At 47.4% G+C, this 23,759-nt stretch carries 19 protein-coding genes; 9 read left to right on the forward strand and 10 right to left on the reverse strand.

Features of this window, described 5'->3' with window-relative positions:
* Positions 1 to 16: 16 nt before the first annotated feature.
* Genes AC58QG_RS11275 through AC58QG_RS11295 form a run of 5 tightly spaced genes read right to left on the reverse strand, consistent with a single transcriptional unit; the run spans position 17 to position 5,376 of the window.
* Complete coding sequence (locus tag AC58QG_RS11275; protein ID WP_497362138.1) at positions 17 to 934, reverse strand: dihydrodipicolinate synthase family protein; 918 nt, start codon at positions 932 to 934, stop codon at positions 17 to 19.
* Positions 931 to 1,854, reverse strand: coding sequence for a 4-hydroxy-tetrahydrodipicolinate synthase (gene dapA, locus AC58QG_RS11280; RefSeq protein WP_497362139.1), 924 nt, complete (start codon positions 1,852 to 1,854; stop codon positions 931 to 933). The genes AC58QG_RS11275 and dapA overlap by 4 nt, the downstream gene beginning before the upstream one ends.
* A gap of 40 nt (positions 1,855 to 1,894) precedes the next feature.
* Positions 1,895 to 2,905 carry a 4-hydroxythreonine-4-phosphate dehydrogenase PdxA gene (gene pdxA, locus AC58QG_RS11285; RefSeq protein WP_497362140.1) on the reverse strand — a complete coding sequence of 337 codons (1,011 nt, stop codon included), beginning with the start codon at positions 2,903 to 2,905 and terminating at the stop codon, positions 1,895 to 1,897.
* Complete coding sequence (locus tag AC58QG_RS11290; protein ID WP_497362141.1) at positions 2,902 to 4,203, reverse strand: four-carbon acid sugar kinase family protein; 1,302 nt, start codon at positions 4,201 to 4,203, stop codon at positions 2,902 to 2,904. Before AC58QG_RS11290 ends, pdxA begins: the two co-directional genes overlap by 4 nt.
* A gap of 24 nt (positions 4,204 to 4,227) precedes the next feature.
* Positions 4,228 to 5,376: an iron-containing alcohol dehydrogenase gene (locus tag AC58QG_RS11295; RefSeq protein ID WP_497362836.1), complete on the reverse strand. Its 1,149-nt coding sequence runs from the start codon at positions 5,374 to 5,376 to the stop codon at positions 4,228 to 4,230.
* 241 nt (positions 5,377 to 5,617) lie between these two features.
* On the opposite strand from AC58QG_RS11295, the gene AC58QG_RS11300 reads away from it, so the two are divergent.
* From AC58QG_RS11300 to AC58QG_RS11310, 3 genes are read left to right on the forward strand one after another with little or no spacing between them, the layout of a single operon-like run.
* A complete protein-coding gene (locus tag AC58QG_RS11300; protein ID WP_497362142.1) occupies positions 5,618 to 6,634 on the forward strand; it encodes a glycoside hydrolase family 130 protein in 1,017 nt (338 codons plus the stop codon).
* A 15-nt stretch (positions 6,635 to 6,649) separates the two neighbouring features.
* Positions 6,650 to 9,328: a family 78 glycoside hydrolase catalytic domain gene (locus AC58QG_RS11305; RefSeq protein WP_497362143.1), complete on the forward strand. Its 2,679-nt coding sequence runs from the start codon at positions 6,650 to 6,652 to the stop codon at positions 9,326 to 9,328.
* A gap of 47 nt (positions 9,329 to 9,375) precedes the next feature.
* Positions 9,376 to 11,445, forward strand: coding sequence for a glycoside hydrolase family 65 (locus AC58QG_RS11310; RefSeq protein WP_497362144.1), 2,070 nt, complete (start codon positions 9,376 to 9,378; stop codon positions 11,443 to 11,445).
* A gap of 238 nt (positions 11,446 to 11,683) precedes the next feature.
* Here AC58QG_RS11310 and AC58QG_RS11315 read toward each other — a convergent pair whose 3' ends face one another.
* The gene (locus AC58QG_RS11315; RefSeq protein WP_497362145.1) at positions 11,684 to 14,323 is read right to left on the reverse strand and encodes an adenosylcobalamin-dependent ribonucleoside-diphosphate reductase; all 2,640 of its coding nucleotides are present in this window, start codon (positions 14,321 to 14,323) and stop codon (positions 11,684 to 11,686) included.
* Positions 14,324 to 14,604: 281 nt separating this feature from the next.
* On the opposite strand from AC58QG_RS11315, the gene dat reads away from it, so the two are divergent.
* From dat to AC58QG_RS11335, 4 genes are all read left to right on the forward strand, one after another.
* Positions 14,605 to 15,435 carry a D-amino-acid transaminase gene (dat, locus tag AC58QG_RS11320; protein WP_497362146.1) on the forward strand — a complete coding sequence of 277 codons (831 nt, stop codon included), beginning with the start codon at positions 14,605 to 14,607 and terminating at the stop codon, positions 15,433 to 15,435.
* Positions 15,436 to 15,744: 309 nt separating this feature from the next.
* On the forward strand, positions 15,745 to 16,800 hold the full coding sequence (locus AC58QG_RS11325) for an ABC transporter substrate-binding protein (RefSeq protein WP_497362147.1): 1,056 nt from the start codon (positions 15,745 to 15,747) through the stop codon (positions 16,798 to 16,800).
* A 71-nt stretch (positions 16,801 to 16,871) separates the two neighbouring features.
* Positions 16,872 to 17,786 (forward strand): ABC transporter permease, encoded by a 915-nt coding sequence (locus tag AC58QG_RS11330; RefSeq protein ID WP_497362837.1) that lies wholly within the window; start codon positions 16,872 to 16,874, stop codon positions 17,784 to 17,786.
* A complete protein-coding gene (locus tag AC58QG_RS11335) occupies positions 17,786 to 18,580 on the forward strand; it encodes an ABC transporter ATP-binding protein (protein ID WP_497362148.1) in 795 nt (264 codons plus the stop codon). Before AC58QG_RS11330 ends, AC58QG_RS11335 begins: the two co-directional genes overlap by 1 nt.
* A gap of 323 nt (positions 18,581 to 18,903) precedes the next feature.
* Here AC58QG_RS11335 and AC58QG_RS11340 read toward each other — a convergent pair whose 3' ends face one another.
* The 4 genes from AC58QG_RS11340 to AC58QG_RS11355 form a co-directional block, all read right to left on the reverse strand.
* Positions 18,904 to 19,158: a hypothetical protein gene (locus tag AC58QG_RS11340; RefSeq protein WP_497362149.1), complete on the reverse strand. Its 255-nt coding sequence runs from the start codon at positions 19,156 to 19,158 to the stop codon at positions 18,904 to 18,906.
* Positions 19,159 to 19,506 carry a hypothetical protein gene (locus AC58QG_RS11345; protein ID WP_497362150.1) on the reverse strand — a complete coding sequence of 116 codons (348 nt, stop codon included), beginning with the start codon at positions 19,504 to 19,506 and terminating at the stop codon, positions 19,159 to 19,161.
* Between the two features lie 27 nt (positions 19,507 to 19,533).
* Entirely contained in the window at positions 19,534 to 19,713 is a 180-nt protein-coding gene (locus tag AC58QG_RS11350; protein WP_497362151.1) for a hypothetical protein, read from the reverse strand.
* 172 nt (positions 19,714 to 19,885) lie between these two features.
* Positions 19,886 to 20,725 (reverse strand): lipoate--protein ligase family protein, encoded by an 840-nt coding sequence (locus tag AC58QG_RS11355; RefSeq protein ID WP_497362152.1) that lies wholly within the window; start codon positions 20,723 to 20,725, stop codon positions 19,886 to 19,888.
* Positions 20,726 to 20,943: 218 nt separating this feature from the next.
* On the opposite strand from AC58QG_RS11355, the gene AC58QG_RS11360 reads away from it, so the two are divergent.
* Together AC58QG_RS11360 and AC58QG_RS11365 are read left to right on the forward strand one after the other, a co-directional pair.
* Positions 20,944 to 22,734: a DEAD/DEAH box helicase gene (locus tag AC58QG_RS11360; RefSeq protein WP_497362153.1), complete on the forward strand. Its 1,791-nt coding sequence runs from the start codon at positions 20,944 to 20,946 to the stop codon at positions 22,732 to 22,734.
* Complete coding sequence (locus AC58QG_RS11365) at positions 22,731 to 23,741, forward strand: YqhG family protein (RefSeq protein WP_497362154.1); 1,011 nt, start codon at positions 22,731 to 22,733, stop codon at positions 23,739 to 23,741. Before AC58QG_RS11360 ends, AC58QG_RS11365 begins: the two co-directional genes overlap by 4 nt.
* Positions 23,742 to 23,759: the final 18 nt, after the last annotated feature.

Consider the following 23,759-nt stretch of genomic DNA (forward strand, 5'->3'; position numbering starts at 1 on the left):
CTCCTCTTCAAATCTGTTAGGCTAGCTGCCCCTTGATCAGCCGATACACCGCATCAAGTTGTTGCACTTCAAGCTTATGATTATCCTTGAAAGCGATTGCATCTTTGGAGCGGCAATGCATCGAAACTGGCAAGCCTCTCCGACTAAGATGATATTTCGCATTGACGGGATACATCTGCAGCTCTACTAATGACGCTGCTCCAACAAACGACTGCAGCATGTCCGCAGTTGCCGGTTCTGCGCTCCAATTTTCGGTCAGACGCACATAAATATCAGGATGAAAATTGGCCATTACCCCGCTGAAACCCGCCGCACCTAATTGTAAAGAGGCAAGCAGCGTTGCAGAATTCGCATTAAATATTTTGAGCGGACTCCCTTTCACCGCTTCAATTTTTGCGGCAATTTGCTGTAAATCGCAGCTTGTATCCTTGAGAAAAGCAAATCTGCCTGTATCCGCACATTGCTTTAGCAGTTGCGGGCTCAGAAGCCTTTTGTACGGATAAGGACATTCGTAAATGCCCATTGGCACACCTGGGATTCGGTCAATCAGTTTCAGCAAACGGTCGAACCACCGTTCATCTGATTCATCCGGATTAGCCATCCGGTTGCTGACTAACACGACTGCCTGAACTCCCGTCTCTGACATCCGCTTCAACTCCTCCATCTGCCCGTCGAACTGATCGGAGATATGGCCCGAAGCTATGACCGGTACCCGGCCCTCTGCTTTATCCGTGACGAATCGAGCAATGCTCACTCGTTCCTCTAGTGTCAAATAAAACATTTCGCTTGATTGACACACCGCAAATAGACCATGTACGCCTTGATCAATGTACCACTCAATCAGTTGCTCTAATGCACCGAAGTCCACTTTTCCGAGATCAGTAAATGGTGTCACCATCGTTGGCCAAACTCCGTTCGGAATGTTCAGATTCATTGTCTCAACTCCTTTCTTCCTGATGTGTCATCTGTATCCATATACCGATCAATGACACTCTTAAGCTGGTCTCTGGTTGATTGATTCAGAGGTTGTACTGGCAGTCTTGGCTGCCCCGCAGGCAGTCCTATCATGCACATCGCTTCCTTCAATACGGATGGAAGCGTCCCAAGCGAAAATGCGTTACGCAAAGCACGCAGTTTACGCTGCTGTTGTTCAGCATCTTCTGACTTACCCTGTATCCACAAATCATAAATGGACCTAACAATTTCAGGAAATACGTTGGCTGTTGCCGCAATGGCTCCATGTCCACCGGCCATCAATGTCGGCAAAATCAATGAATCCGTTCCCGCTAATACGGCGAAATTAGGTCCAGATACCTCTATGTATTGCAAAATCGTATCAAAGCTGCCGCTGCTGTCTTTGATCCCGACAATGTTAGGCACTTGGCTGAGTTCCTTCACTGTATGGGGCTGAAGAGAGTTGCCGGTCCTCGCCGGGATGTTATACAGAAGGACGGGTAGTCCCGTCGCGTCTGCAATCATTCGAAAATGACCAAGCAACTCCTGCTGTGTAAATGTTAAAAAATACGGCGTAATAACCGATAAAGCATCCGCCCCCATACGCTCCAACTGCACGGCCAATTGAATGGATTCCTTCGTGCTAACACATCCGGCGCCCACATATACGGGAAGCCGCCCGTTTGCTTCCTCAATAACAATCTCGGCGACTCGCAGCTTTTCCTCGAAAGTTAAGGAAAAAAACTCCCCATTTGTACCTAAACAAAATAACCCGTGCACATTCGCGTTGATAAGCCTGCGGGTTAATAGCCGTAATGCAGATTCGTCAATATGATAATTAGCATCGAAAGGTGTGACCATTGCAGGAATGATGCCTGACGGTCGTAGTATCTGAACCATAACATCTCTCCTTCTCTATGGAATACAGTGGGATGTGAATTTAACAGTGCCTTTCATTTATTCTGGGAGCAAGTTCAACCGCTGAACGAATCGCTTCCAGCATACTTCGCTCGTCCGCCAATCCGGTACCGGCAATGTCAAAAGCCGTACCATGATCAACCGACGTTCGGATAATGCCTCCGTTCAAACCAACCGTAATATTCACGCCAGCCTCAATCCCCAGCACTTTGATAGGTATGTGTCCTTGATCATGGTAGCAAGCCACAACAATATCAAAGTCTCCTCGTAAAGCTCTGTAAAAAAGCGTATCTGCTGGATACGGACCAGTGACGTTTACTCCCTCTTTGACTGCTCGAATCATACCTGGAATCAGCTTCTCTTCTTCCTCGCCGTTACCGAATAAACCATTCTCCCCCGCATGCGGATTAATACCGCAAACAGCAATTCGCGGCCGATCAATTCCAGCCTTGCGAAGTGTTTCATGCGCCAGCATAATTACTTTGTAAGTCCTGTGCGAATCGATAGAATTAATGGCATGAATAAGTCCCAAGTGCGTAGTCAAATGGATGACTTTCAGATTTGGGGCTGAAAGGATCATGGAATAATCTTCGGTGCGAGTCAGTCCAGCCAATATTTCGGTGTGACCTGGATACATATGACCTGCCTTGTTCAAAGCTTCCTTGTTTAACGGTGCTGTACATATAGCGTTAATTTGACCGCTAATCGCAAGTTCCACAGCTTTCTCCACGAACTTGTAGGCAGCGTGTCCCGCTTCGGCATTTACTTGTCCGAAAGGCAGATTAGTAGGCAGCATATACATATCCAAGCAGTCCATACAGCCATAAATGTAACGCCCGTCCATTGGTCCTTTTACTGTGCGTATGAACGCCGAACCTCCGATGATAGAGAGCGCGCGTTCTAGGATGACAGGATCGCCAATCACGAGAGGACGGCACATTTCGTAAACATGAGCATTCTGTAGCACTTTTACAATAATTTCCGGCCCGATGCCGCTGGCATCGCCCATGGTGATTCCGATTATTGGTTTCATTTGGACCCAATCCCTCTATTTAAAAATTCCAATGCATTCACTAGCGCATGTTCGGAACCGAATCCACCCGCTTTGGTAACCGCTAGCAGCGGTTTTTCCATCATGAGCAATCCTACCGGGATGCCGCTTTCTACCTCGTCAATCAAACGAAATTCGTTCGTACCGAGAGAGGCACTTATTTGTCTAGCGGTATCCCCTCCGGTCATAACAATGCCTCCAACATCTACGCATTTCAGTAGCCGGGATACGATTTCACCCAATGCATGGGCTACTTCCTCACTGACTTGCTGTGAGTTCAAGCCGTTTTGACTCCCAATATCTTGAGCAAGGTGAATGTCCCCCGGATCTCCCGACGAGTACAACACCGTATGAAAGTTTCCACTACATGCAAGCTCAGCTTGCTCTACCGCATGCATCACTTCCCGTTCCCTATCGGAATATCCGGAAACTAGCTGAAAAGTCTCTAAGCGAATGCCCCGCACATGAGGATGATTCAAAAGCACTTCCAGTTGGCGTCGTGACTTTGAACTGACGCTGCCGATGACAGTAAGAATCGATTTCGCTGCTTTAAAGTGTCCAATGGGTTCGATATTCCGAGAAATTGGAACTTGTTCAGACAATTGTCGAGCTAAGCCTGCTGAACCGGCCCATACGACCGAATAGGGCATCTCTCCGATCAGAGAAACAATGCGCCTAAGATCATGTTCATCCACTGAATCGACAACAAAGTAGCGTTTTCCGCGAGCTAAACAGCTTTGAAGAAGCGGCTCCAATTTGCTTCTCCCCTCCTCCAATACCTTCAATGAAATCACTTCGACGGGGCGCCTTGTCTGTTTGCGGAGCAAAACATGGATGTCCGATTCATCTACAGGCGTTTTCGGATCGCGAGCGAACTCGGTATCCTCCAATGGTATGCCATGAACATACAGTCTTCCTTGCCGAACAGTCCTGCCCATTTGTGGGAAGGCCGGAGCTATTAACACCAAATCGGGACGAAAGGTATCAAATATGGCATCGATTTCAGCACCTACATTCCCACGTAGCGTAGAGTCCATTTTTTTCAGCACAATATCCGCTCCAAAGGCTCGAGCTTTGAACGATGCTTGTTTAACCCGGAGGTATGCTGCTTCTGCGTTGAGTGCTCGGCTGTCGGTATCAAAGACGAGCACATCTCCTGATGTCTGATTTTCCAACTCGTTCATGCCTAGCAGCACACTTACCTGCAGACCCCGTTTGGAAAACTGTACACCAGTATCACTTGCTCCCGTAAAATCATCTGCAATAACAGCAACTTTCATAGAGACTCCCCTCTTTACACATATTCAGAGAAGCAATTTACGGTAAACGGTTTGGATTGCAGCCATGTCCATTGGCTTAGGATTGTTATGTAAAAGTCTTGTGACCTTGGAAGCCGCAACCGCCAGTTCCTCTACATCCCCATCAGTTACACCGAATAATCGCAAATCTTGCGGGATACGCATTTGGGCAGTCCATTCGAAAATTCGCCGAATGACCGCTTCAGCAGCAGCGCTCCCTCCCTCCGTTCCCGCCTGCAGCCCCATCGCGCGGGCAACATGACCGAGCCGATCGTGTATGGCGTCCATATTATAAGACATTACGTGCGGCAGAAGCATCGAATTGGCGACCCCGTGCGTAATGTTGAATTTACCTCCAAGCGGATAAGCCAGCGCATGGACAGCTGCGGTTCCCGCCGAACTAAGCGCCATGCCCCCATACATCGAACCGAGCAGCATGTTCTCTCTGGCTTTAAAATCCGATCCGTTATGGTAAGCATGGAGTATACTGCCGGCAATTAAACGAATCGATTCAAGAGCGAACATGTCGCTGATCGAATTAGCCCTAGTGGATATATACGATTCCAGAGCATGAGTAAAAGCATCCATTCCTGTTGCAGCCGTAATGTTCTGCGGCAGACTTACGGTTAATTCAGGATCGATTATAACCATCATAGGCAGCAAGTGCCTACTTATAATACCAACCTTTAATTCCTGTTCAGGAATGGTAATAATCGCGTTCGGCGTCACTTCTGAACCGGTGCCTGAAGTTGTCGGAACTAGCACGGTTGGTATCCCAGGCGTTGATACTCGATCAGTACCAATCAGACTCATCACATCCACGGGATCAGTCAGCAATACGGAAAATAATTTTGTTGCATCAAGAACGCTCCCCCCACCAATTCCGATAAATAAATCAACGGGTTCAGAGGATATCTCTCTAAATACTTCTCGTATATTATTTACCGTCGGTTCTGGCTTCACCTCGGTTATCAACCTACTGGATATCCCTGCTTGTGACAGTTCACTTTCAATCCGATCAATGACCCCTATTGCTTTCATCGAAGGTTGCGATACGATCACCGCATGCTTGAAGTTACCACGCAGCTTTAGGTTTGGAACTAGAGTGGCTATCGCATGATTACCCGTAACAATACTGCCGGCCGTCTGGAACATAAACGGAACAAATCCGTTACTATCTTTCACTCAAGCCCCGCCTTTCTTGCTTATGACCTGATTTTCCCCCTCATCCTACGCCCGCAAATAATTGATGTCAATGCAAATGGAGCCTGAAGATCGCATTGACCTATATATCAGATACAATCCCCTACACAGCAAGTAAGCGCTTAATTGTAATCTGAATAATGAGTTATTATTAGCAACAAAGGATTTTTTATATGAAGAGGAGCGTGTCATCTTGAATATTACGCCTTATCTCACTCCATATAAATTAGGTAGTCCGGTTCTCGTCGGTTCCGGAATGCCTGGAAACTTCGATGAGCGTGCTGTGGATTGTCCTTTTGTTTTTCAACATAATGGCATGTATTACATGATGTACGTGGGGTTTGACGGTATTGGCTATCAAACAGCATTGGCTGTCAGCCATGACCTCATGAACTGGGAGCACCAAGGAGTCATTCTGAAACGGAATGGAAACGCAGCTTGGGATTCCATTAATATTGCAGGTACATGGATCTTAAAAGAAAACTGTCTGGATGCTCCTCCTGTGCTGAAAAAATGGAATAATAAATACTGGCTGGTATATCATGCTTATCCGAAAGAGGGCTATGAGGAAGGCTCTGCCAAAATCGGAATTGCCTGGACAGAAGACGAGCAATTACTTGAATGGCACCGACTTCCCGATCCTATCCTAATCCCGGAGGAAGGCGCAGAGTGGGAAAATGGCGGTCTCTACAAAGAATGTCTTGTCGAGCATGAGGGCAAGTTCTATTTGTTTTACAATGCCAAAAACACAAAAAAAGGACGATGGATCGAACAAACAGGCATCGCTTTCTCTACAGATTTAAAACAGTGGCACAGATACGAACATAACCCAGTCTTACAGATTACGCCGGACGGATGGGATTCAGGATTTGTCAGCGACCCGTGCGTGTTGTATGACCAAGACCGTGACCAATGGATCATGTATTATTTCGGTTATAACTACAAACAAGCTCAAGAAGGAATTGCGCTTTCCACTGATCTTGTACATTGGGAAAAGCATCCCGAACCGATCATTCGGGTTGGCGAAGAAGGCAGCATCGACTCGATTTTTGCACACAAGCCCTCTGTCATTACGCATCAAGGCGTTCTTTATCACTTCTACTGCTCTTGCAGACCATACAGGGAAGGCGATCCAACCAAAAACTACGGTAAAGAGTTCCGAACGATCAGTGTCGCAACTTCACAACCGATTGATACGCAAACTCGATGACGAAGGAGAAAACCGATGCTCGTGGATGAAATGTTTGTTGAAAGCACGCGTCGCCCCCTCGGGATAGATGTTCTCCAACCGACATTCGGCTGGAGTTTTGTCGATTCACCAGAACGTATGCAGATGCAGACTGCTTACAGAATCCTTGTTTCAGATAGCAAGGAAAACTTACGGGAAGAGCACGGAATTGTATGGGACAGCGGTAAACGTTTAAGCAAGAAAAACGTACACATTATATATGAAGGAGCCCCACTCCAGTCACGGCTTCGGTATTATTGGAAGGTACAGGTTTGGGATCAAAAAAGCCAAATGACCGAAAGTTCTGTTACGTGGTGGGAAATGGGACTTATTCATGACGATGATTGGTCTGCGAATTGGATCGCTCAATTCGCAAACGAGCCTACTGAAAGACCCGCCCTTCCTTTATTCAGGCGTGAGTTCAACCTCGAAAAACCTGTGACGAGAGCTAGAGCCTATATATGCGGACTAGGTCAGTACGAGCTGCGGTTAAATGGGAGAAAAGTTGGCGACAACGTCATAGAGCCTGGCTGGACAAACTATGACAAAACATGTCTCTATTGCGTCTACGATGTGACGGAAGAACTGAACGAGGGCGCCAATGCGGTCGGTGTGATGCTGGGGAATGGATTTTTCAATGTGACAGGCGGGCGATACAGTAAGTTCAAGCATTCTTTTGGTACGCCTAGATGCCTAGTTCAGCTGGAAATCACACATTCTGACGGCACCCAGGTTCGGATTGTCAGTGATAGGAATTGGGACTCCGCTTCTGGACCTATTTTATTTTCCTGTATATACGGCGGCGAAGATTTCGATGCTAGTCATCTGCAATCAAACTGGGACCAGCCCGAACTAACTTCCAACGATGTATGGAAACCCGCCGCCGAAGTGAATCCCCCTTTGGGAAAACTGAGAACACAAGCTACCTCCCCTTTGAAAGTGATGGGAAGGCTCCAACCTCTGCATATTTCTCAACCGATTCCTGGTGTGTATGTGGCTGATTTCGGGAATAACTTTTCGGGTTGGATTGAAATCCGTGTAAAAGGCCATCAAGGTGCACAAATTACCATGTCCCCTGCCGAATTACTGAAGGAAAACGGCACCGTCAATCAAAAATGGACCGGTTCCCCATGTAGGTTTACCTATGTGATGAGCGGAGACAGTGATGAGGAAGTTTGGTCACCACGATTCAGCTATAGTGGTTTTCGTTTCGTACAAATCGAAGGCGCGGTGCCCTCCGATTTCGCTGGAGACGATAGCAATGGTCCTATTCTTATCCAACTGGAGGGCCAGATGATTTATCCGGACACGAAAGTTTGCGGATGCTTCGTTAGCTCGAATGCGATGCTTAACCGTACACACGAGATTATTAATCGAGCCATCCTTAGTAATATGAAGAGTATATTTACGGATTGTCCGCATCGAGAAAAGCTAGGCTGGCTTGAGCAAATTCATCTGATGGGACCTTCCGTTGCATTTAATTACGATGTTGAGCGATTGTTCGTAAAAATCATGGAGGACATCCGGGACGCACAACTTCCAGACGGGATGGTACCGACGACTGCGCCTGAATATGTTGTCTTCTCTGAGAAATGGCGTTGTTTCCGAGATTCCGTATCATGGGGCGCCTCCTATATACTTACAGGTTGGAATTTACTGGAATTATATGGAAATAACCGAATTTTGGCCGAGCATTATAAAGGTATGAAAGCCTATATCGATTATGTAACCGAAGGCTCCGATCAATTGATTGTACAAAACGGTCTTGGAGATTGGTACGATGTTGGAGACAATCCTCCCGGCTTCGTTCAAAATACACCCGTTGCCCACACTGAAACCGCCATGTTTTATCATATCGTCGACGTGTTCACGCAAATCGCTAATCTTTTGAATTACAGCGATGACGCAGTCAAATACGCAAATCTCCGTAAAGACATTAAATTAGCATTTAACAATGCTTTTTTTGATTACAAGACACAGCAATATGCAACTGGCAGTCAAAGTTCCAATGCCATGCCGCTTGTTTTGGGACTTGTTGACGCTCCGTACAAAGCGACTGTTCTATCACACATCATAAAAGACATTGAACTGCGCGGGTATCATACGACTGCAGGCGATGTCGGCCACCGCTATGTACTGCTTGCACTTGCCCAGTGCGGTCGTTCGGACATCATCTATGAAATGAGCAATAAGATCGATCACCCGAGCTATGGATATCAAATCGTTCACGGTGCGACAACGTTGACCGAAGCATGGGACGGTCCGACCGTCGGTAAATCACAGAACCATTTCATGCTCGGTCATTTGGAGGAATGGCTCTATAGCGGTTTGGCAGGCATCCATTATCGATTTGATCCCGATTTCGAAAGCTACAATCTGACTATCCGACCGGCAATACCTGACGGCTTGAACGAAGCTGCATCTGAATATCGTTTGCCAACTGGACAGATGCGTGTCGCTTGGAAGCGCAATGATCACAATCGACTGACGCTTAAGGTAACCGTTCCATCAAATTGTATGGCAGAAATCTATGTTCCTTCTATATCCATTGATACTTTGCTCGAAGGCGGACAACGGGTGAAGGCAGTCGAATCTGTTCAAATAGCCAGGCTTGACAGCAGTCATGTTGTTGTTTACGTAGGTTCGGGCAGCTATCAATTTGAGAGCACTGTTTGAAAATGATTGACGTCCATTTGCCTTAAATTAACTCGGGGGGTGCTGTAATGATAGATCGAAAATCTTTAGTCCAACGCCACAATCCGGTTATTACCGAATTCGATAAATTTTCTTCCCTCTCCGTTGGCAACGGGAATTATGCCTTTACTGTTGATGCAACCGGATTGCAAACATTCCCGGATATTTATAAAGATGGAGGTGTGCCGCTTGGAAACTTCTCCAACTGGGCGTGGCATACACATCCAAATCCGGAAGGATATCGCGTGGACAAGTTCCCGCTTACCTATTACCCTACCTTCGGAGGGAGAAGTGTCGGTTTTCCGTATATGCCCCCTGGGCAAATAACCGATGAGTATAAATGGCTCAAGTTTAATCCTCATAAACTACACCTGGGAATGGTTAAATTCCGTTTATTATTGCCTTCAGGTGAAGCGGCGTCCTTTGACGACTTGAATGAGATTGAGCAAGTGCTCAATCTATGGGGAGGATTAATTGAAAGCCAATTTTCTATCAGCGGAAAAAAAACCGAAGTAACCACCTGCTGTCATCCTACTCAGGACTTAATTGCTGTTCGGGTTAAATCCGAATTGATTCGGAAGGGACGCCTACAGATTGTCTTTCAGTTCCCTTACGGCACATGGAAGTTCGCAGGTGTTGATTGGGAAAAACCTGGTCAGCATGAAACGAAACTCGCAAAATACAGCAGCAATTCCGTAAAAATTCGCCGGAAGTTAGATCAAGACTCATACACCATGTCTGCTGCTTGGTCGAACGGAACATTAGCGCAAGACGTGCAAGACAAACATTTATTACTGTTAACGCCATCACCCGACCACGATGAGTTCGAGCTCAGGTTTAGGTTTACTCCTGAGACAAGCGATTCCGATTTACCAACGTTCGAAACAACACAAGCCGCATGTGACCAACATTGGAGTAACTACTGGACTTCGGGAGGAGCCATCGAACTTATTGGCAGTACAGATATACGCGCGCACGAACTAGAGCGTAGAATTGTGCTCTCACAGTATTTGACTGCTATACAATCATCCGGCTCATTACCACCAGCGGAATCTGGACTTACCCATAACAGCTGGGCTGGTAAATTTCATCTGGAAATGCATTGGTGGCATTCCGTCCACTTCGCACTCTGGAATCGGGTAGATTACCTAGCAAACAGTCTAGAATGGTATGAAAGCATCTTAGATAACGCCCGAATGCTCGCCACTTCACAAGGATATGAAGGTGCAAGATGGCCGAAATGTGTTGCTCCAGACGGCATTAATGGCCCTTGCTACATTGAGCCTTTTCTCATCTGGCAACAGCCACATCCCATTTATTATTCCGAGCTGATCTATAAAATCAATGGTACTAGAGAAATATTGGAGAAGTACGCTGAAATCGTCTTCGATAGTGCCGCATTCATGGCTTCCTTTGCAGAATGGGATAACGAGCAGCAGCGGTATGTGCTAGGTCCGCCAGTCGCCCCTGCGCAGGAAATATTCGATCATGCAACGACAATGAATCCAACCTTCGAATTGTCGTACTGGGCTTTCGGATTATCGACAGCAATTGTATGGAGGAATAGGCTCGGTCTCCCAAGGATAGAGAAGTGGGAACATGTCTTGAACCATTTGTCCAGACTCCCTGAAGTTGAAGGACTTTACGTAGCTGCGCAAACAGCCCCCGATACATTTTCAGGTGGTATCGGCACGAAAGATCACCCTACCATGCTAGCTCCGCTCGGTATCCTTCCTGGCGATATGGTGGATCGTGAAACGATGCACCGGACACTACACGAAGTCATCAAGGAATGGAATTGGGATGCGACTTGGGGATGGGATTATCCCATGGTGGCAATGACAGCGGCAAGACTCGGAGAAAGGCAATTAGCCATTGATACCCTCTTACTTGACAAGGTTACTAACACCTTCTTACCTAACGGACACAACTACCAGCGGAAACCTTTAACCGTATATCTACCCGGAAACGGGGGGCTTCTGAGCGCAGTGGCGATGATGGCAGCCGGCTGGGAACATGGACCTAACACACACGCTCCGGGATTTCCACAAGATGGTACATGGAACGTAAGATTTGAAGGCTTAGTAAGAATGTTATAAGTGATAAAAACCTTACGGAGTCGAAAAACGTTTTGCTGTGTTATTCTTTAAAACGGTAAGAACATGAAACAATCACGAATCTAACGAATTCTGTAACAAATTGTCTAACGAATTTTGAAATAAATCTAATTAATTATGGAATTTCTGACAAAAAGAAAGAAAACAGAAAGAAGCAAACAAGAGAATAAGTAAAGTAAGTAGAAAAAAAAAATCCAGGGCCTCCGCCCTGGATTTTTCATCAATTACATCTGCTATAGCCGCAGTTGACGCAATTCTTACAACCTTCGCTGTTCACCAGCGAAGCGGAACCACACGACGTGCACAGATCCATCGCCGCGACATTCGTCGCGCTCTGAGCCGCGTGCCCGCCATGACCCGTACCGCCAGTCACCGGCGCTGCATCAAGCACTTCTCTCGTCGCGGTCACGTAGTTCCGCGCGTCGTCAGGCTCGCTCATCACTTCGTCGTGCTGCTCGAGCGCTTTGGCAACCGCGTCTGCGATCGACTCGACACGGTTGTTGCCAAAACCAATGGCGCCGGAGCCGCCGATGCCCTTCAAGTGCTTCACGAGCAGCTTCACTTTGTCCCCGTGATCGCCATAACGCAAGAACAAGGAGCACACGCGACCGAGTGCTTCGGACATCGCGAACACGTCAGACCCTGCTTTTCCTACGTTGAGGAAAATCTCGCTCGGTGTTCCATTCATATCATTGATCGTGATATAGGCCATACCGAATGGGGTATTAACTTTATAGGTAGCGCCACGTAGAATTTGCGGACGGCGCTTGTATTGTTTATCGAAGCCCTGTTCCGTCTTGGCGTCCACGTTCACTGCTAGCTTGCCAGAAATAGAAGCAAAGCTTTCTTTCTCCACAACAGCCTCTGCCGCGACAGCTACTGGAGCTACTTCCGGCTGAGCCTCAACTTTCACTTCATCCTTCTTATCCGACCCCGTGCTCAACACCTGAACATCACGGCTGCCATCGCGATAGATCGTCACACCTTTACAGCCCAGATCATACGCCAATTCATAGAGTCGTTTGGTTTCTTCAACCGTGAAGTCAGCAGGACAGTTAGCCGTCTTCGAAATCGAGCTGTCCACCCAAGTTTGAATCGCTGCTTGTGCACGAATATGATCCTCAGCGGACAAGCTCATCGAGGTGACGAAGTAATCAGGCAGTTCTTGGCCTGGATTGGCATCCTTCCAATTCTGCGCAATGGGTACATACTGTTTATCGAAGCCTAAACGGCTTTGACGATAGTATTCGAATGCGAAATAAGGCTCAATGCCTGTCGATGTGCCGACCATCGTACCCGTGCTGCCAGTTGGAGCTTGTGTAATGACGGTTACGTTACGCATACCCTGCTGACGAATGGCATCGCCAACCTCTGGATACACCTCTGTCATTTTGCGCATAAAGCCGCTTTCCATAAATTTATCTTCAATAAAGGCTTGGAACGATCCTTTTTCACCTGCAATCTCAGCTGAAGCCAAATACGCTTCTCGCGCCATGAACCCATAAATCTTGTCCAAGAACACAAGCGATTCCGGGCTGCCGTAACGAATGTTCAATAGGATCATTAGCTCAGCCAGACCCATTGTACCCAGTCCTACGCGACGCTCGTTCTGCTGATTCGCACGATTTTCTTCAAAATGATACGGCGTTTTATCAATGACATTATCAAGAAAACGCGTCGAATAGCGCACTACGGTCGCCAGTTCTTCCCAATCCACATCGTGGTTGGCCGCATCATAGAACTTCGACAAATTAATGGCAGACAAGTTACATACGCCCCAAGCCGGAAGCCCTTGCTCCCCACATGGATTCGTACAAATGATTGGATTGAAGTACCAGCTGTTGGACATCTGATTGTAATATTCTAAGAAGACTACGCCTGGTTCAGCTGATTTCCATGCCGACTCAATGATCGAGTGCCAAACATCACGCGCACGAACCGTGCGATAAGGCTTAACAGCCTTGCCTAATTTCTTCCACGCTTCTAAATTGCCGTCCCATAGTTCATTGTACTCTGGATCTGTCGTATCCGGGAACACCAGTTCCCACTCCAAATCTTCCTTCACTGCTTTCATGAAGCCGTTACTTACACAGACGGATAAATTCGCGTTCGTAATTTGCCCCATCGTGGACTTCACGGTTATGAAATCCTCCAAATCCGGATGCCAATCGTTAATCATCAGCATTAGCGCTCCACGACGACTTCCACCTTGCTCGATCAAGCCCGTCGTATAGCTAAATAATCCGCCCCAAGAGACAGCACCACTGGAAGATCCATTTACACCTTTCACCACAGAACGTCTCGGACGAAGCGAGGACAGATTGATCCCAACGCCACCGCCACGCGACATAATTTCCGTCATTTCAGTCAACGTATTCATAATACCGCCACGACTATCCTTCGGCGAAGGAATAACGTAACAGTTGAATAGCGTCAACTCATCACTCGCATCCGCTCCCGCTGCAATTCGGCCTCCGGGGACAAGCTCCCAATCGTTTAGAATGTATCTGAATTTCTCCGTCCATTCCTGACGCTTCTCCGCTGTCTTCTCGACGGATGCCATTGCTCCTGCCAAGCGGTCCCACATTTCTTCTGGTGTTTTCTCCATATTTAACGTAAGCTTCTCAACTGCAGATTCCACGGTTTCCCCACTGCGAGTTCGAACTTTCACGGTATTTCCATCACGACTAATAATTTCGCCAACCTCTTTGGCTGGGAATTTCGGATCATCCTTGGTCAAAACGAGGACGGTATCCCCTACCTTCGCGTGACTCGTGTCTGCATTTTTAAGTGCATAACGATCCAAAAATATTTTCTCACTCAATCCCGTTAGCTTCTTACTCTCATACACATTCCCCATGAACATAAGCCTCCCAATAAAGTGCAAATTCAGCTGCAATTAAGATAATCACTACAAGAGTCGATAGCCAATAATTCTCAATATATGGTAGTGCCAAATTATTATACTACACAACATATGGATGTACCATTGGCAAAAGAACCAAATTCACTCTAGTCGCTGATTTACTAGCTTTGACGCATCTCTCTTCCTTTGTTAACCTATAAGTAGAATACCACATCAGGGCATGATTTAGAACATATGTTCCATAAATATTTAATTTTATTAAGGAGTGCACTCACATGTATTTTTATAAAAATGAATTCGTACATAAACAGGACATACAGATCTCACCTGATGATCGCGGCTATTACTTCGGTGACGGTATTTACGAAGTGTTTCGCGTTTACAATGGACAGATCTATGAAGGCGCAGCACATATCCAGCGACTCGAACGAACAGCTAGTGAAGTACGCCTCTCCTTACCTCATACTAGTGCTGAAATCCTAACTATACTGAACAAGCTCATTCAGCAAAATAACCTGATAGAAGGCACCGTTTATTTGCAAATCACCCGTGGAGAGGCGCCTCGCGCACATCCTTTCCCGACACAGGCTGAACCGATTTTACTGGCCTATTGCTCTGAGGTGAAGCGTCCGCTAGCTACGATTCAAAATGGCATACAAGCTGTCACACAACCTGATATTCGCTGGCTAAGATGTGATCTCAAAACACTGAATCTGCTCCCAAATGTACTCGCAAAGCAAGCTGCGCTTGATCATGGCGTTCAGGAAGTCGTGCTTCATAGGGAAGGTACAGTAACCGAATGCAGCGCATCGAATCTGATGATGGTCAAAGATCAAGTACTCTACACGCATCCTGCCAATCATTTGATTCTTCATGGCATTACACGTGCTGTGGTACTCAGATTAGCGCATGCCTTACAAATACCAGTAAAAGAAGAATCCTTCATGATTGAGCAGCTTCTGCATGCGGATGAAGCCTTTATCACGGGTACGACGGTGGAGATTACACCGATCCTGCAAATCGACGGTCATTCCATCGCTTTTGGGACGCCTGGTCCTATCACGAACAAGCTTCAAGCTGAATTTGAAAGAACCTTCCTTCAATAGAAGGCTCACACTCCTCCAAAATTTCACATGGGTAGCCCTAGTCAACTCGGATGAGAGCTAAGGCTGCCCTCTTCTTTGCCAACAAACCTCATCTCCCCAAACGCAAATTTCCATTTCCAGTCAAATGTTTACAAAAAAATCACAAATACGGATAAAACAATTGACGGAAATCCACGAGCCAATTAAACTATGGTTAATTATAAAACAACTTGGACACCTCACACCTCCACACTTTGCCAAACAAAAGCGTTAAAGTGGTGGGAGAGCAATGCGTCCAAGCAACAACCAGGAGTTACGAGAGGGGTAATTATGTTGAAAAAGAAAGCACTCGTATCATTCGTATTATCAGCAGCACTTATGGTCGTAGCAGGTTGTGGACAGAAGGCAGATCCAACACCGGCAGCAGGCGGCGCAGCCTCAGCAACTCCGGCAGCTACAGCAGCCGCATCAAAGACTTACAAGATCGCGATTTCACAAATTGTTGAACATCCATCCTTAGATGCAACACGCCAAGGATTCCTAGCAGCGCTTAAAGATGCGGGCATCGTGGAAGGTACGAACTTGAAGGTTGACTTCAATAACGCACAAGGTGATCAACCGAATAACTTATCCATCGCTCAAAAAATAGCTTCCGCTGACAATGATCTTGTGCTTGGTATTGCAACGCCATCTGCACAAGCAGTCGTACAGCAAGTGAAAAAAGCTCCGATTCTTTTCGCAGCTGTTACAGACCCTCTTGCAGCTAAAATCGTAACCAATGTGGACAAGCCAGGCGGCAATGTCTCAGGCGCATCCGACACGAATCCAATGGCAGTTGCCCAATTGATGGATTTCGTTGCAGCCAACATGCCTAAAGTGAAAACAGTTGGCCTCGTTATTAATGAAGGCGAACCAAATGCAGTTATTATGGCGAAAAATGCGGAACAATCTTTAACAAAACACGGCATCAAGCTTGTCAAAGCACCAGTAACGAACACTTCTGAAGTGAAACAAGCTGCACAATCCCTTGTTGGCCGTGTAGATGCTTTCTTGATTACGCTTGATAACACCGTTGTTAGCGGTGTGGATGGTATCATTCAAGTTGCTAACGATAAGAAAATTCCTTTCTTCTCCAGTGACCGTGATACCGTTGAAAAAGGAGCTTTCGCAACAGTTGGCTTCAAATACTATGATCATGGCTACCAAGTAGGCCAAATGGCGGTCGACATTCTCAAGAATGGTAAGAAACCGGCTGACATGAAAGTAACGGTTCCAGACAAAATGGATCTCATCCTTAACCTAAAAGCAGCTAAAGCACAAGGCATCGAAGTAACGGATGCGATGAAAGCCGCAGTAAAAGATAAAGAGAAAAACATTATTCAGTAACGAATAAAGACAGTAAAGGGGTGAACGTCGCTTTCGTTCACCTCTTTTTTTCAAAGTAAGGAGGAATAATGATGATGGATTCAATGACTGGCGCCGTCGAGCTAGGTCTGCTCTATGCCTTGATGGCGCTAGGTGTTTATATTACGTTTCGTATTCTAGATTTCCCAGATCTAACGGTCGACGGGAGCTTTACGACAGGCGGTGCCATTGCAGCGATCCTTATCGCTCATGGCTACTCACCTCTACTAGCTTGCTTAGCCGCTTTTGCCGGTGGACTTGTGGCTGGCGCTTGTACAGGACTTCTTCATACAAAGGGTAAAATTAATGGGCTTCTGTCTGGGATTCTCATGATGATTGCCCTGTATTCGATTAATATGCGTATCATGGGGAAGCCGAACATTTCGCTTCTTGGCGTAGATACGTTGTTCACTTCCATGTCGCCAATTCTGGTTGTGCTGATCATTGTCATCGTGTTCAAATTGCTGCTTGATGCGTTCCTGCATACGGATCTAGGTCTTTCCCTCCGTGCTACGGGGGACAACGCACGCATGATTCGCAGCTTCGGCGCGAATACGGACCAAACAACGATTCTTGGCTTGAGCTTGTCGAATGGGTTAGTAGCACTATCCGGTGCACTCATCGCCCAGCAGTCAGGCTTCGCCGACATCTCGATGGGTATCGGGATGATCGTGGTCGGACTAGCTTCCGTTATTATTGGGGAAGCGATTTTTGGAGCTCGTTCGGTTTTCCAAGCGACACTAGCTGCTGTACTCGGTTCCATCGTGTACCGTATTGTTGTCGCATTGGCACTTAGAGTCGAGTGGCTTAAAGCGTCCGACTTGAAGTTAATTACCGCGATTATCGTCATTATCGCGCTCGTTCTGCCTTCCGTGCAGCGAGCGATTAAACAAAAAGCGAATGCAAAGCGCCGCTCAGCTGAGCTCATCGAGCGTGCGATGCAAATGAACAAAGGAGGTGAGCGTTAATGCTGCAGCTCTCGAACGTTTCCAAGCTCTTTAATCCTGGTTCCGCCGATGAGAAAATTGCGCTCATCGGCATTAACTTGACCCTGAAGCCCGGCGACTTTGTCACGGTCATCGGCAGTAATGGCGCCGGTAAATCGACGCTGATGAACATCATCTCCGGCGTCATGACGCCAGACGCCGGCGAAGTGCGCATCGATGGTGAGGTCATCCACCATCTGCCGGAATATCAGCGCAGCCGCTGGATCGGCCGCGTCTTTCAAGACCCCATGGCGGGGACAGCTCCTCGTATGACTATCGAGGAGAATCTCGCCATGGCTTATGCCCGCGGCAAGAAGCGCGGGCTCAGCTTCGGCGTCAACGCGCGTAAGCGCGCGTTGTTCCTGGAGCAGCTGCAGCGCCTCGGCATCGGCTTAGAAAGCCGTCTGCGCGCGAAAGTCGGTCTGCTCTCCGGCGGCGAGCGTCAAGCCCTCAGCTTGCTGATGGCTACTTTCACCGAGCCCCAGATTCTGCTGCTTGATGAGCACACAGCCGCACTCGATCCTGCGCGGGCTGAGCTCATCACACGATTGACCGAGGAAATCGTGCGTGAAATGAAGCTGACCACACTCATGGTCACGCACAACATGGAGCAAGCGATTCGTCTCGGCAATCGCCTGATCATGATGGACAAAGGTCGCATCATTCTTGATGTGAACGAGGAACGGAAGAAGGATCTCACAGTAGCGCAGCTGCTAGGTGAGTTTGAACATATTAGCGGCAACAAGCTAGCAGATGACCGAGTGGTACTCGGTTAAACCAAAAGGGCAGTCCAAGAGCCATCTTTCATGGCTTTAAGGGCTGCCCTTTTATTTGGATGAATCCGGATGAATCAGTTAACTGGAAAAACTCCAGCTATTCTAGATGTTTTCCGATCAATTACTTGAATAACTGGAAAATGTACACCTAAACCAGCGAATTCTGACCACTCAGCCTCGAGTCGGCGAGATTACCTGTACTGAATCCATTTATTCCTAAATAATCAGCCATTTCCTCTAATTTACCTACATATAATCCAGTTATTCCTCTCCACTTTGCTGAAAGGGAGCTGATCTGGAAGTGTGATCCAGCGGTTCTTTCTCTAATACGTTGTCAAAGTCACTTTACTAATCTGCGGATTCCACACGGAACCTGCTGTATTGTTCCATCTCATCTTCACGTAATTCACACCACTCAAGCCTGTTAAAGCGTACGTATACTTCTTCCAATCACCTGATCCGCCTGAAATCGTAGGTGACGCTGTTGTCCACGTCGATCCATCTGGTGACGTATAGAGTGTGAAAGCTGAAACAGCTTCAGAAGGCCAGAAGTACGTAACCGCGCTAAATGAATTCATTCACGGCTGATACCACACAATCTCTTCATTCGTCTTCGTTGTTCGCTTCGCTCGAGACGTATCTCCCTCGAATTTCGCCGTATTCAACGTATCAAAGTTCAAATTAGCGGTATGTCTGAACGTTTTACTCCAATCATTCAACTCATCAACAGTCATGGTACCGCTTACAGAAATAGCTCTGTCTTTCGCAGGAGTCGTGTTGCTAACACCCCAATCGGTTCCTACATTCGGACCAAACAAAGGAAATGCCTTCCCGCTAAGGAACGATGGCTGCGCAGTCAAATACAAGGAAGCCGGAATGTTCGACGTAGAGCTTAAAGAGCCCCAGTTGATCGTACCGCTCGTCAATTTATTGGCCCCTAGATAATGACCTGATCACGATTCCAAATTCCAACCTACAGGCCATAAACTGACATGTCCTGAGATGACGGCGGGCTGTTCACTGAATGATAACGCGAGCAGATGGATCAAGGGCAGCACACATGTGATCCCAATGACGGTTAGCACCAAATAATTCAATGCATAAAATAGTTTCTCTCCTGGTGATTCTCTCATCGGACTCCTCCATCCCCTTCTTATGGTATGACACCACTTTAATAGGAGAAGAAAGTTCCTTCAATACACATGATTCGGGTATATCCAGATGAGAATTCAATGCCGCGCTTAAGCGCATTACACACGAAAAAGGTTGGCCAGGCATACCTACCTGGCCAACCTTTCACAACCATTATCGCCGTAAATTCCACTCATCCGTCCCATATTTCTCACTTACTAATCGCTCCGTAAGCTCAATCTCATAATCCGTCAATGACGACTCAACGAGTTCAACACCAAGTCCTAGTGCAATTTCACGACGGAACGCTTCTTCTACTTCTCTCAATGTAACCTCAGCTTTGCCTTGCGCACGCAGCAATTCATTAATCGCCACCGCTTTCTTCAGAAAGCTTTGTTTCATGCGATCGGCCACCTTCTCATTCGAGAAGCGCAGCATCCGAAATAATTGATCCGTATCCATGTCCAGCAAGATCGAACCATGCTGCAGCACGACGTTTTTCTGGCGAACCTGCGCGCTGCCTGCCACTTTGCGACCTTCAACGACCAGCTCGTACCACGAAGGTGAATCAAAACATGCCGCTGAACCAGCGGAGGCATATTTTTCTTTTTCCTCATCGCTCGCCAGCTGCACCATTTCCGCTTCAAGCCCTAGCGCTCGAAAGCCTTGTAACAGTCCTTCACTCAGCACACGATAAGCTTCCGTTACGTTGCGCGGAATACCCGGATAATCCTCAGCTACGATAATGCTGTACGTCAGCTCTTTATCATGCAGCACAGCTCTTCCGCCAGTAGGTCGTCTCACGAAGCCAATTCCCTCGTTCGCTACCGCATCCTGATCCACTTCTGCGGCTTTTTGAAAATAACCAATGGATAACGTAGCTGGATTCCATCCGTAGAAACGCACCGTTGGAGGAACCTTGCCCTCACTGTGAGCGGTAAGTATCGCTTCATCTAAAGCCATATTTTCAGCAGGAGAACGATCCCCTGTATGTATAAATCGCCAAGCTGTCATCTCAACTCAACTTCCTTTCTTGTAACACGTCACCTTTTTCCAAAAACTAACCTCTATCATAGCATATTCATGTTCGGCATTCGACCTCCGAAACCCCTATCCCATAGTAAAACTCTTACATGGGAAAAGTTATGAAAGATTCTTCTCTGGACATACTAACAAGTATTCGACATTTACGAGGGTAGGCGTAGAATCAGAACGTTTAGGAGGGCACAGCCATGCGTCAACATGATCAGCAAGAGAACATTCGCCCCATTCATAAACAGCTTGATATGCATTTTGAGAGGGACTGGTTTACCGAGCTGGACAATCGTGTACGTGGAGGAGGTCCTTGGGATGACTGGACCTTATATCAGCTTGCCTACGAATCGGAAGAATCGGGGCTTATTTCTACGTTTGATGATATGCAATGCCTCGCGCACTTAGGGACACTAGAACCTATGGCGCATCAGATTGATACCGCGAAACGAGTGCTTAACGAGATGCGTGGACGCGCCATTTTGGCCGATGAGGTTGGACTTGGGAAGACGATCGAAGCTGGTTTAATTTTAAAAGAATACATGATCCGCGGCCTTGTCCGCAAAACGCTCATCCTTGTACCCGCTTCCCTCGTCTTGCAATGGGTTCGGGAATTGAATACCAAATTCGGCATCCCTGCTGTTGCGCATAAAAAAGCCTACATGTGGCAGCAAGCCGACATCATCGTAGCCTCGATGGACACCGCGAAAAGGGACCCTCATCGCGATATTGTGATGGGCCTTGAATACGATATGCTCATCGTCGATGAAGCGCATAAGCTGAAGAATAAAAAAACGACCAACTACACCTTCGTCAACGAACTGCGCAAAAAATACTGCCTGCTCCTCACAGCTACGCCTGTGCAGAACGATCTCAAAGAGCTTTACAACCTGATCACCCTGCTGAAGCCAGGCCAGCTTGGCGGTCAAAACAGCTTCAAGACCAACTTCGTTGTTGGCAAGCGGACGCCGAAGAATGAAATTCAGCTGCAGCAGGAGCTGTCCAAGGTGATGATCCGGAACCGCAGAGGCGACGGAGGCGTTCACTATACGAAGCGGATTGTTCGGAACATTCCACTCACCCTCTCGGATGATGAGCAGGCACTCTACGATGGGGTTACGAATTTCGTGCGAACACGTTATTCCGAGAGTGGCGGCGATCTCAGCTCCATGCTTTCAATGATTACACTCCAGCGTGAGGTGTGCAGTTCGCGTGACGCTGTTTTTATTACATTGGTGAATTTATTTAAAAAGACAGCCGAAGACTCGCCCATGCGCCCTAAAATTTGGGAGCTTGTCGAGCTTATTCGCAGCATCAAGTCGAACAGCAAAGCGGAAACGACGATGCGACTCATCCAAGACATCAATGATAAAGTCATTATTTTCACCGAGTATCGGGCTTCCCAAGAATATTTGTTGAATTACCTCAAAGAACGGAAAATTACGGCGGTCCCTTATCGGGGAGGCATGAATCGCGGCAAGAAAGACTGGATGATGGATCTCTTCCGTAATCGCGTTCAAGTACTTATTGCAACCGAGGCGGGTGGCGAGGGCATTAATTTGCAATTTTGCCACAACATGATCAACTTCGATCTCCCGTGGAACCCTATGCGCGTGGAACAACGGATCGGTCGGGTCCATCGACTCGGGCAAACGCATGACGTCAACATTTACAACTTATCCACAAGGAATACCATTGAAGAACATATCCTTTCGTTATTGCACGAGAAGATCAATATGTTCGAATTGGTTATTGGGCAGCTGGATACGATTTTGGAGAAAATTGAGAAACGAGGCTCGCTTGAAACGTCACTGTTCCGTATGGTAATGGAAGCCGGCTCTGGTGAGGAAATACGCCGAAAAATCGATGAACTTGGACATACCATCAGTGAAGTAAGGGAAGAAATCGAGCAAAATCCGCAGTATGGCGCCAAGTTCCAAGATATTCTTGATGCCGTAGGCGGTTCTCAGAGTGTAGAGGTGGGCCCATGAATAAACGAAACATCCATTCGTTCGTGATGCGTTTTCTGGAAGCCTATGACTGTACGATCCTAGAGAAAACACCTGCTTATGTAACGGTTAAGCTTTCTCCCGAGGCAGATCGGGAAATGACGGGCCGTCCTTACTATTGGAGTTTTATTGAGCGAACGGGTGCTGCTGCGGAAACGATGACTTATAAATTTGTGATCGATCCCGAGCAAATGAAGTTGGAGGCTAAGCCGAAGGCTGCTGTGACCACTTCAGTCCAAAGCCCTCCCTCATCCGGCTACGGACCCTCGGGTTCAGGCGGAGCTGCTGCTGCGAACCCAGCTGCGGGTAGTGCGCCGGATAGCATTCTCGGCCGTTATTTCGGCTTCGTTCCGACGACTATCACCACGCGAGTCCCACAAGATGACGTCACCTTCGGCAGTCGGCGACTTGACCAGATCTTCGGCATCGTTCGCGAGCGCGGGCGCTACATTCACTTATTTGAAGAGCCCTTCCCGACGGGGGCGACGTATCATGCTTCCCTCGTCTACAATACGTGGCTCTGTGTGAACTACAAGGTTGAGCTTCTCTGTGACCGTAAGCGGACAGAAATCCATTCCCTTGCGATTCAACTTGGCACCGGTGAAATTCGGGAGCATTTTCATAAGCAATTGCTTACGAAAAGTCTGTCACCGAAGCTCCCTGCGAATAGTCACATTTTACCGGACACCATTTCAATCCCAAAAGCGATCAATGCCTTGGAGATGACACTCGAGCGCAAAATCAGCACCTACGACCATCGCTGGGCCGATGAAGCGAATGCTCAGCACCGGAGTGAAATCGATCGTGTGGAAGGCTACTATAACGGGCTTTTACTTGCAGCAGAACCCGCCAAAAGAGACGAGATCGAAATTCAATGTCGGAATCGGCTGGAAGAAATCGATTGGCAGCATAAGCCTCGGATCGCTGTATCCGTCATTAATGGCGGTTTATTTCACCTCAATGCGAGTCGTTTATCATCCAGAAACTGACGCAAGTCGCTAAAACCT

It is taken from the genome of Paenibacillus sp. J22P169 (genome assembly GCF_059691995.1).